Consider the following 10,634-nt stretch of genomic DNA (forward strand, 5'->3'; position numbering starts at 1 on the left):
TATTATATGAAAATATTTTAATAATATGGAAAAAATAACAAATATAGATATTCTGGAGCTGGGGTCTCCCGAAGAAAAATCATCCCCATGGAGCTCAACCATACTCATTTTAAGGCTAACATCGTCAAACGGAAATGTCGGCTATGGAGAGGCACCAACAACATTAATGACACATCCGGTGCTTGAAAGCATGAAGGAGGTTTCAAGGATTTTTCAGGATAAGGATTATTACAATATAGAGGCAAACAACAGGGAATATTACAAAAATGCTTTTTATATATCCAAATCTATAGAGGAAACAGCAGCATTAAGTGCATTTGAAATAGCCTCATGGGATCTTATTGGAAAGGATCTTGGAACACCAGTTTATAAGATGCTTGGTGGCGTTTTTAATGATAAAATTAAGGCCTATGCAAACGGATGGTATTCTGACTGTGTGGAACCAGAAGATTTTGTCTCAAAGGCCAAAAAACTGGTAAATAAAGGATATAAAGCATTTAAATTTGATCCATTTGGAAATAATTATGATAAACTATCCACAGAGGGATTAAAACATTCAGTTAGCATAGTTTCAAAGATGCGTGAGGAACTTGGTGATGATATAGATTTATTAATAGAATGCCATGGCAGGTTTTCAACAAAATACGCCATAATGGCAGGGGAGGCGCTGGATCCATACAATCCACTTTTCATTGAGGAACCGGTGCATCCGGAACTTGAATTCGGGCTTTATGATTTTAAAAAATATGTAAACACGCCGGTGGCCCTTGGTGAGAGGCTTTTAAACAAGGAGGATTTTGCCAGATTTATTTCATCTGGCATGGTGGACATCATACAGCCAGATATAACAAATTCAAAGGGAATACTTGAGGGCAAAAAAATAGCTGCTGTTGCTGATGCCTTTGGCGTTCCTGTGGCATTTCATAATGCCTTTGGACCTGTGCAGACAGCGGCCACGCTTAATGTTGATTACACAATTCCAAATTTCCTTATACAGGAAAGTTTTGAGGAATCATGGCCCGAGTGGAAAAAATCCTTATTTACGGGATACACCATAGAAAATGGTTTTTTCAGGCTATCTGGGAAACCAGGTCTTGGAATAGAGGTTAATGAAAAAATATTAAATGAGAGCAGAACCGAAGCCATGGAACCACTAAACCCTAATGAACCACCATGGGTTGTTTCAGGCACATTTAAGCAATAATTAATTATTTAAAAATTTTATAAATATTATTTATATACTGGCGTTTTTTATAAAACCTTATTACTTTTTTAGCTGTCTGCTTAAATCCACAAGATTTTGCAATAGTTCACGCATAAATTTGATTGCAGTTTCATCATTTAATTTTCCGTTTTCATCAAATTTCTGCTGTGCAAATGGTACCATAACCTCAGGTTTGTTTACCGGTATCATGTTAAGAAAAACGCAGCTCTGTCTTAGATGGTACTGTGCTCTTGCACCACCTATCATACCTATTGAGGCACTCATTATTGCCACAGGTTTTCCATCAAAAGAATTATCACCGTATGGTCTTGATGCAAGATCAATTGCATTTTTCAAAAAGCCCGGAACAGAGTAATTATATTCAGGTGTTACTATTAGAATGCCATCTGCATTTTTGATTTTATTTTTAAAATTTTTAACATTTTCAGGGTAATTATTCTCCATGTCCTGATTAAAGAATGGGAGATTTGATATATCTGCTATTTCAAGTTCAGATCCATCTGGCATTAGCTCCGTGCAAGCTTTTAACAAATATGTATTATAGGATTGCCTTCTAAGGCTACCACCAAATCCAAGTATGTGTGTATTTTCCATGCAGTTAAGATATAAGTATAAATTATAAACATTTGCTATATAGAAGTAAAGTGAATTTATATTATTCAACTTGAATCTTCTGACATGATTAATAAAATATTCTATCATATCCTGTTTGGAATAATTTTATAGTAACATAATTCTTGATGAACCTTTTGTGAGTGGTTTCAAATATCTTCTGGCTACAGTACCTGTTATGGGTTCAAAATTCATAATTAATAAATACAAATATAAAATGTGTAATCAAATGTTCATTATAAGATATTCTGAAATAGGGTTAAAGGGTGAAAAATCCAGAAGACAGATGGAAAATATATTAATACAGAATATAAAATCCGAACTGGAACGTTATAATATATTTCCAGAATTTAAAAAAAGTGACGGAAGAATATATATATTTACTGATTCTAAATTATTATACGACATACTTCCAAGAATTTTTGGAATAAAATCATTCTCACATGCCGAGGAATTTAAATTTAGAACCATTGAGGAAATTGTAAGCATTACAGTTTCAAAATTTTCTGGCATGATTTCAGGGAAAAAATTTGCAGTGTCTGCTAAAAGAAGTGGATCACACAGTTTTACATCAATGGATATAGAAAAAATTCTTGGGGATGCGCTGTATAAATACTCTGCAGGTGTCGATCTTGAACATCCAGATATAAGGATATACATAGAAATAAGGGATAATAGATTTTATTTATTTACCGAAAAGATAGAAGGTCCAGGGGGTCTTCCATTAAAATCTGAGGGTAAATTATTATCGCTTTTTTCTGGAGGTATAGATTCACCGGTGGCCACATATATGGTTATGAAACGTGGTTCTGCCACAGACTTATTATTTTGCAGCCTTGCGCATCCAGTGGATACCGTTCAGATGCTCATGGCGGCCAAAAATCTTTTGGATAAATATTCAATAGGTTATAATGCAAAAATATTCATAATTGATGGGTCAAAACTGGTTACTGCCATATCTGAGCATCCAGATCAAATGTATACAAATATAATTTTTAAAAAACTATTGTATGAATACGCTGAATATTTATGCGAGAAATACGGATATAATGGTATGGTTACTGGGGAATCAATAGGGCAGGTTTCATCTCAAACCCCACAGAATCTTATGCTTATATCCGAGGGGATAAAATATCCAGTTTACAGGCCTTTAATAGGTTTTGATAAGGAGGAAACCATTAATTATTCAAAATCAAAATCCTTATTTATGAATCAATCATCAGCAGAATTCTGTTCTCTTTTTTCAAAAAATCCGGGAATAATAGTTAACCATAAGGATTTTTACAATGAAATTAAAAAATTCAATGTCAAAGATTATATGCAGGAGCTTGTTGAAATTGATAAAAATACAATAGATGATTATATAAAATCAATAAAAAATAAAAGATTCAGGGGCGAACTTGATAATGTTGAATTCATTGATCTTAGATCAGGATCTGATTATGAAAACTGGCATGAACCCGGAGCCATAAATTTAAACCTCGGTGAGCTTAGAAATTTTATTGAACATGCAGACAGGTTTAAAAATTATGTATTTTACTGTAAGAAGGGACTGAACAGTGCATATGCTGCTTCCATTATGTCAAAACATGGTTTTAATGCATACTATGTCTCAGAAAGGGATTTGAAATCCATGCAAAAAAATTAATCAAGTTTATATTTAATATATTTCTTGTTTCCAATGGCAGTGAACATATCCATATCCCTCCCATTTTGCATTGTGAAATTATATATTTCCCTTAAAAGCCTGTTTTTTGTAACATCCTTATACTCCCTTAATTTAATGTTCTGCACCTTTATGTAATCCTGATCCCGTGGAAAGGCAATAAGCACAGTTTTGAAATCTGGATATGCAAGCTGGAAGACTCTTGCCTGCAGCCTGACATATTCAGGTAGGGGTTTTAGTGAAAAGCTTTTCATTTCATATATGGTTTTATTTTCGTAATCCACAAAATCTGGCTGTGCATATATTCCGGCCTCATCATTTATTATAATTATTCTAGTTCTATCCCTTAACAGTGAATTTTCATATATTACGCTTTTTTTAAATGCGTTTATAAATTTCCATCCCATGGCATAATAATACCTTAAATCAGAATTTTCCAGAGATATGCAGTTTTTATGCAGTTCATCCTTTAAAAGTGCAGTATAACTTCTCAGGGCCTTTATTGTTATATCCCTGTTTATTATATGCCTGTTTTTGAAATACACCATCTTTGAAACGGTATCATCAAGGCATTTGCCAATAACCATGGGTAATTTATCCCCTGTATGCTTTATAAAATTTTTAACATATTCGTGTGTTGCTATAACCCTCAATTTTTATCACTGCCTATTTAAGAATTTTACCTGTAGCCATCTTCCATAAATACAGATCAAAAATTCCCGGTTCCATTCCAAAATCATATGCAATGGAATTAAAAATTTCCTCATATTTTTTGTAATCCTTTCCTGATTTTATCTTTATATCATTGAAAAATCCGAAATTATGCAGTAATTTCATTATGTGCTTGTCAAGTATTGCAAAATCAAAAATACCAACATTTCTCAGAAAATGTGAAGCCTCCTTATATCCAACACCCTTGATATTTTCAACAAGATATTCCCGCACGTAATATCTGTCCCTGTTCCTTAATAATTTTTTTAAATCCGGTATAATGAATCTGGCGTTTACTATATACTCTGATCTTTTATTGTAAAATCTATATTTTATCTTCCTGAGTTCTGATCTTAAAGTCTCCAAATCATAGTCTATAAACCCCTCATTTATATACCTCTGTGTTCTTATGCCCATCTCGGCTGATGTATTTGCAGTCAGTATGCAGAAGCTTAATTCAATAAAAAGCGATCTGTTTCTGGATTTTCCCATATTTTTAAAATCTGCAACACGTTCCTCAATACTGTTAAAATAATTATCCCTTATTTCATTTACCTTATCGATAAATAAATTGCTATACATAAAAAAAATTAAAATTTTTATTCTTTCTTAAAAGCTTCGTAAACTCTTTTTGCCCTTTCAAGTCTTTTTTCAACAACCTTCCAGTTTACGTTCTTCATGAAGGCATCAAGATATGGGGCCCTCTTTGCGCCGTAATCCACGTAATATGCATGCTCATAAACATCCAGTGGAAGTATCATAAGTGCGTTCCATATTGCTGCAGCGCTGTGTATATCTGCACCAACAACCCTTAATTTGCCGTAGTTTAAATCAAATATTAAATGTGCCCAGCCCCTGAAAGCTGTTCCTGTGGCCTTGAAAAGTGCAACAAAGTTCTCATAGCTACCAAAATCCTTCTCTATCTGTTCTTTTACAGAAGCTGGCATCTCAACATGATCCTTTGTTAGTGATTCAAAGTAATATTCGTGTAGCATTGAACCATCATAGTTAAAGGTTTCCTCAAGCTTCATCTCCCTAAGGTCACTGTAGTTCTGGTTTGCCTTTGAAAGGTCCACAGAAGGTAATTTTGACCATATTTCATTCAACTTTGCAACATATCCTTTATAATGGGCGTCAAAATGGTAGTCTATCTGTGTGTCTGAAATGCCGTCCAATCCTCTTGGTCTTAATTTTTCCTTAACTTCCCATGTTTCTGTTGCCATAATTATCCTTTTAGTATTATTTTATCATTTAAAAATTTATTGATAAAATTACAGCTTAAAATATAATATATACAATTTTTATGTATATAAATATTTAAAATAATGAATATAGTTATATAAATCTTATAATTTTGTATAATTATTTTAAAACATATTAATATTTTTTAATTTATATAATTATGAGCATCAAAAAATTTTGTAAACTTTATTAATAAATGTATATTATACGGTCATGTTTCCAGTGATATTAATTGGCGGCATACCGGGTGTTGGAAAAACTAGCATGGCAGGTTATGTGGCCAGAGAATTTAATATAAATATTATTCTTTCTGGGGATTATTTAAGGGAATTTTTAAGGCCCTATGCTGGTGAAATACTATCAAAAAGTGTATATGAATCATGGCAGTTTTTTGGAGAGAAAACTGAGGATAATATCATTAAAGGATATTATGAACAGTCAAAAATAATGTATAGCGGTATAAATGCTGTCCTTGCCCGTGCGATTAGGAATGGTGAGCCGTTAATACTTGAGACACTTTATTATATACCAGAACTTATTGATAAAAATATAATTGATGATATAATAAAAATATATATTTATGTCTCTGATCATAATGTTCATGAGGAAATGCTGAACAGCAGGGAAAAATTTACACATATTAATTCCCCCGGATACCGCCTTGTGCAGCAGCTTCCTGTATATGAGGTTATGGAGAAATATACACTTAATTTATTAAAAAAATACGATGTTTTTACCGTTGACTCAACAAATTATCAGCTTGCAAGGAAAAAGATAATAAAATATATAGAAGATAAAATCAATCAGTAGCTGAGGCTGCATTTAATAAATCTTTGATGATAATGTCAGGGTTCTCTATTCCAACTGATAATCTCATAAATTTTTTGTTTACATTTAATATTTTTAACTCACTTTCATTGAGCGACCTGTGTGACATTGTGAATGGATTTGATATGATTGTGTTTATTCCCCCAAGGGTATTTGCGGGCACAACATTTTTTAAATTTTTAAAAAATTTTTCCACATCACCCTGTATTTCAAAATCAACTACCCCTGAGAATCCGTTCATATATTTTAATGCTATTTCATGATCCGGATGATTATCAAGACCGGGATATATAACGTTTTTAACATTGCCTGAATCCTGAAGTTCATGCGCAATTATATTCGCATTTTTATTTATCCTCTCCATGCGAAGTTCAAGTGTTTTAATTCCCTGGTTTACAAGAAATGCAGTGTTCGGATCCATTGATGTTCCAAGGGTTCTTCTCATGTTGTCTATTTTTTCTATAAGATCCTCCCTGCCCGCAGCAAAACCTGCTATTGCATCATTATGACCGGATATAAATTTTGATGCACTGTGTATAACTATATCCGCACCAAGGTCCAGCGGGTGTATGTTTACCGGTGTGGAAAATGTTGCATCAACAATAAGCAATGAACCCGTTTCCCTGCATTTTTCTGATATGGCCTTAATATCATTAACCCTTAATATTGGGTTTGAAAGGCTCTCAATAAATACAAGCTTTGTATCGTTTTTTATGGACTTAATTATATTATCTGTTCCCGGATCTGCGACATCAATTTTAACCCCCCATGATCTTAAATATTCTGTGAAAAAGTGGTAACTCCTTGCAAAGGTATCAAGGTGTATCAACGCCCTATCTCCAGGATGTATTAATGATAACACCGTGGTTGTGATAGCACCCATGCCCGATGAAAACGCGTTATATGCCTCAGCATGTTCCATTGCCTTAATTTTTAGTCCCACATTTTCAACTGTCGGATTATATTCCCTTGAATACCGGTATTTTTCACCACCCGGGACAACATAGGAACTTGTCTGGTAAATGGGAAATGTAAGGGGTTTTGCAAAAATACCATCACTAATATCGTTCATTAATATCCCTCCACAATTTCAGTTTCCACAATCTTATAATTTAAACCATATTTACCTAATATTTCATCAGTGCCACTGATAATGCCATTTTTATTTGTTCTTTCATCAGTAAAAATAAGTATTGTTGGACCCGCACCACTAATACATGCAGAAACCGCATTCTCATCTATGGCCATTGATTTTATCTCACCATAAAATGGGAATAAACCATTTCTGGATTTTTCAACTATCTCATCATTCATGCCGTCTCTTATTGCCTGCCGTTCACCATTTAAAAACCCGAGAAGCATCAATGAAAGTCTTGAGGTTTGGCGTACCATATCTTTAATATCTATATTTTTGGGCACCATTGATCTAGCCAGTTTTGTTTTTTCCTCTATTTTAATATCTGGTATAACAAGCATTAGATGCGGTTTATACTTAATATCTATTTTTCTGACCCTGACTGGTTCAGTTGATGTTATTAGCGTCATTCCACCATATATGCCAGAAGAAACATTATCTGGGTGGGCAGACCCGCAGGCCGCAATTTCACCATACATTGAATAATATACCATTTCATCATTTGTTAAATTTAAATCAAACATTTTATTAAAAGCCTTTACAGCAGCTGATGAGGAGGCACCGCTGCTGCCCAGGCCAAGTCCAACGGGAACGCCCTTATTTATTGTTATATCTATGCCTGATTTAATTTTTCTATCCTTCATAATCTGTATAAGACTAAGACCCGCCGTATTTTTCATGGGGTCTTCAGGTGTATTATCCGAAAAGATTCTTATTTTTCCGGTATTATTTTCCTCTATTTCTACCTCGTCCTTAAAGGCACGATGGCTTAGGGATAAAATATCATAACCTGGACCGAGATTGGCGGATGATGAATAACTTAACTCCTTAATCTTCATACTTTGCTATGTTTTCATTTAATAAATTTATTATTCAACTTTATATTACTATCAGTAATATCATGTGCAGAAATATTAAACAATGCATTATTTTATATCTTTTCTGGATATGTTCCAGCGTGATAATTTGGAAAGGAGGTTAATTTATTTAGATCTGGATTCAGCGATTAAAAACACGGATGTAAATATTAATAATCTAACTGGGGCAATAGAAAGGATACTTTTACAGATATTTCAGAACATACCGGATGACGAATTAATATTTACAATACAGTATTCACAGGGCATTAATTATGTAACCGGTAAAAATCATTCATTAAATAATTATGAATATTCATCAATGCTGCAGGGCTATCTTGGGAACATTATTCAAAATACATATGAAAAAATAAAATACGAGCTTGGTCTATCAAGGGAAATGGTCTCCATAAATACCAGGATTATTTATGACAGATCCTCAATGTCAATTTTGGATATACCGGAAAGAAATGCCATAGGATCCCTTGCCTCCGATGGCTACATACCTGTTGCCATGGCTGGAACTGCAGTTTCAATGTTTCCACATTTACAGTATTTTGAATATGCAGGTATAAATCCAGATATTGATGCAGCATCATCCTTTCTCTCCACGCTTTTGGATGCAGATGAATATTTGATTTTATATGATTTTAATAATTTAATCAACAGAAATCTTGGTTCAAAAATTAATAACATAAATAATTATCTGGTTAACAGGGGGGACAAAAACACACTTAATAAACTAATATCAATTAAAGGTTTTTTAGACCGTGGCGGTAAAAAGGCAAGCATACATATGCCAGATAATTTTAATGATTGCCTACAGTTTTTTTAGGCCCCATTTAATTTTTTTATATCCTCCACAGAAGGAAAAACAAAGCAGTTTCTGCATCTGGGTTCGTAGCTCTCCATCCCACCAATTTTGATGGCCTCACCAAATACCTCCCTGCCATTCATAACCCTTTGTGTAAATGTTGCATCCTCACCGCATTTAGCACATACAGCTGTGAGGGAATAAACCTGATCGGCCCTCGCTATAATCTCCTGTGAAGTTTTAAACGGGATTCCAAGGTGGTTCTTATTTAATGCTGCTATATAAACAATTTTTTTCATGGAGGCGATGGAATCGACAACCTCTGGAAGTATGGAATCGTGATCCCAGAACTGTGCCTCATCAATGCCTATTACGTCAACACCCTCAGACAACGTTTTAATTTTTTTAACGCCATCATTATCAACGCTTACAACTATTGCAGGAAGCCTTATGCCCTTATGTGTTGTTACATATGTTGTATCATATCTCTTGTCTATTTCAGGTTTAAAAAGAAGGGTATTTCTCCCTGCAAGCATTTCACGCTCCAATAATTCTATGAGCCTCGAAGTTTTGCCAGAAAACATGGGCCCTGTGATGACAGTTAATTTTCCCATGATGATATTTTTCATATACGTGTATATTTTAATTTAATAAATTACTTATGTTTGGTTGCATAATTTTATGGATAATGCTGGAATAATTATAAGAAATTATCGCATACATATGTAAAAATAATGAATTTACATTTAAGTTTTTATTATCTCCATAATTTTTGGTTATCGATTTGATAATTATATAAATGAATATTAATTCCGTGGGAAAATAATGAGATTTAAAACTTATTAGAAAATATTATGTGTTTAAATAGCATTAAGAATTAAAATATCGGGTGAATAAATGGAGGCAGAGATAACAAATTTCAAGGAGTACTATGATAACAAAATAGTTACAGCTATGATAGGCATTGAGGCCGATATAAACATGGTTGAGGATATCGGTGAAAAAATTGCCGAAAATAAGAACGTTGAGGAGATCATGGTTGTTACAGGAGATTATGACCTGCTCATCAAGGTAAGATTCCCCGATTACCAGACCCTGGAAAAATTTATAGTTAGGGAGTTAAATAATATTCAGGGGATAAAAAAATCAAAAACAATGATGGTGTTATCCATCATTAAGGACGTGTATATGAGGTGATATAATGGATGAAAAATTGTATAACGAAATTTTGGAACTAATGGATGAACTAGCAGAGGACACTTCTATACCCAGAAATGTCAGAAAAACTTCATCTGATTCAAAGGAAAAATTACAAAATGGTAAGGAAAGCCTTGATTTAAAGTGTGCAACAATAATATCAAAACTTGATGATATCTCTAATGATCCAAATGTACCGTCTCATGGAAGGGCAGCAATATATACATTAATAAGCAAGTTAGAATCACTTTCAAAATCATAATTAATAAACCATTTAATTTTATATAAATTATGAATAGATTTTTTTGTAAATAATATAAGCGATGCAGACATTTGAAAATATTATA

Annotated in this window: 13 protein-coding genes; 6 read left to right on the forward strand and 7 right to left on the reverse strand. The window is 33.4% G+C overall.

Going from position 1 to position 10,634, the window contains the following annotated elements; genetic code table 11:
- Nucleotides 1-25: 25 nt before the first annotated feature.
- Nucleotides 26-1,204 (forward strand): mandelate racemase/muconate lactonizing enzyme family protein, encoded by a 1,179-nt coding sequence (locus tag QXW15_RS05245; RefSeq protein WP_048102043.1) that lies wholly within the window; start codon nt 26-28, stop codon nt 1,202-1,204.
- 60 nt (nt 1,205-1,264) lie between these two features.
- Here the strand turns inward: QXW15_RS05245 and QXW15_RS05250 are convergent, their stop codons facing one another.
- Complete coding sequence (locus QXW15_RS05250; protein WP_048102183.1) at nt 1,265-1,819, reverse strand: NADPH-dependent FMN reductase; 555 nt, start codon at nt 1,817-1,819, stop codon at nt 1,265-1,267.
- Between the two features lie 247 nt (nt 1,820-2,066).
- On the opposite strand from QXW15_RS05250, the gene QXW15_RS05255 reads away from it, so the two are divergent.
- Nucleotides 2,067-3,485 carry a THUMP domain-containing protein gene (locus QXW15_RS05255; protein ID WP_052656819.1) on the forward strand — a complete coding sequence of 473 codons (1,419 nt, stop codon included), beginning with the start codon at nt 2,067-2,069 and terminating at the stop codon, nt 3,483-3,485.
- On the opposite strand, the gene QXW15_RS05260 is transcribed toward QXW15_RS05255, so the two are convergent.
- From QXW15_RS05260 to QXW15_RS05270, 3 genes are read right to left on the reverse strand one after another with little or no spacing between them, the layout of a single operon-like run.
- Nucleotides 3,482-4,156 (reverse strand): hypothetical protein, encoded by a 675-nt coding sequence (locus QXW15_RS05260; RefSeq protein ID WP_048102042.1) that lies wholly within the window; start codon nt 4,154-4,156, stop codon nt 3,482-3,484. The genes QXW15_RS05255 and QXW15_RS05260 overlap by 4 nt on opposite strands.
- A gap of 13 nt (nt 4,157-4,169) precedes the next feature.
- Nucleotides 4,170-4,796, reverse strand: a complete 627-nt coding sequence (locus QXW15_RS05265) for an N-glycosylase/DNA lyase (protein WP_342790084.1) — start codon at nt 4,794-4,796, stop codon at nt 4,170-4,172.
- 17 nt (nt 4,797-4,813) lie between these two features.
- A complete protein-coding gene (locus QXW15_RS05270; RefSeq protein ID WP_048102040.1) occupies nt 4,814-5,437 on the reverse strand; it encodes a superoxide dismutase in 624 nt (207 codons plus the stop codon).
- A 232-nt stretch (nt 5,438-5,669) separates the two neighbouring features.
- Between QXW15_RS05270 and QXW15_RS05275 the strand changes: the two genes are divergently transcribed.
- Nucleotides 5,670-6,266: a mevalonate-3-phosphate 5-kinase gene (locus tag QXW15_RS05275; RefSeq protein WP_048102039.1), complete on the forward strand. Its 597-nt coding sequence runs from the start codon at nt 5,670-5,672 to the stop codon at nt 6,264-6,266.
- On the opposite strand, the gene QXW15_RS05280 is transcribed toward QXW15_RS05275, so the two are convergent.
- Both QXW15_RS05280 and QXW15_RS05285 read right to left on the reverse strand, forming a co-directional pair.
- Complete coding sequence (locus tag QXW15_RS05280) at nt 6,256-7,356, reverse strand: aminotransferase class V-fold PLP-dependent enzyme (RefSeq protein WP_048102038.1); 1,101 nt, start codon at nt 7,354-7,356, stop codon at nt 6,256-6,258. The genes QXW15_RS05275 and QXW15_RS05280 overlap by 11 nt on opposite strands.
- Nucleotides 7,356-8,258: a homoserine kinase gene (locus QXW15_RS05285; protein WP_287950600.1), complete on the reverse strand. Its 903-nt coding sequence runs from the start codon at nt 8,256-8,258 to the stop codon at nt 7,356-7,358. Before QXW15_RS05285 ends, QXW15_RS05280 begins: the two co-directional genes overlap by 1 nt.
- A gap of 127 nt (nt 8,259-8,385) precedes the next feature.
- Between QXW15_RS05285 and QXW15_RS05290 the strand changes: the two genes are divergently transcribed.
- Complete coding sequence (locus QXW15_RS05290) at nt 8,386-9,111, forward strand: hypothetical protein (protein WP_156150335.1); 726 nt, start codon at nt 8,386-8,388, stop codon at nt 9,109-9,111.
- Here QXW15_RS05290 and QXW15_RS05295 read toward each other — a convergent pair.
- Nucleotides 9,108-9,704, reverse strand: a complete 597-nt coding sequence (locus tag QXW15_RS05295) for a thymidine kinase (protein ID WP_287954975.1) — start codon at nt 9,702-9,704, stop codon at nt 9,108-9,110. The genes QXW15_RS05290 and QXW15_RS05295 overlap by 4 nt on opposite strands.
- 283 nt (nt 9,705-9,987) lie before the next feature.
- On the opposite strand from QXW15_RS05295, the gene QXW15_RS05300 reads away from it, so the two are divergent.
- Together QXW15_RS05300 and QXW15_RS05305 are read left to right on the forward strand one after the other, a co-directional pair.
- Nucleotides 9,988-10,287: an Lrp/AsnC ligand binding domain-containing protein gene (locus QXW15_RS05300; protein ID WP_048102034.1), complete on the forward strand. Its 300-nt coding sequence runs from the start codon at nt 9,988-9,990 to the stop codon at nt 10,285-10,287.
- Nucleotides 10,288-10,291: 4 nt separating this feature from the next.
- Nucleotides 10,292-10,549 carry a UPF0147 family protein gene (locus QXW15_RS05305; RefSeq protein WP_082180466.1) on the forward strand — a complete coding sequence of 86 codons (258 nt, stop codon included), beginning with the start codon at nt 10,292-10,294 and terminating at the stop codon, nt 10,547-10,549.
- Nucleotides 10,550-10,634: the final 85 nt, after the last annotated feature.

The organism is Acidiplasma sp., from assembly GCF_038728925.1.
Lineage (GTDB): Archaea > Thermoplasmatota > Thermoplasmata > Thermoplasmatales > Thermoplasmataceae > Acidiplasma > Acidiplasma aeolicum.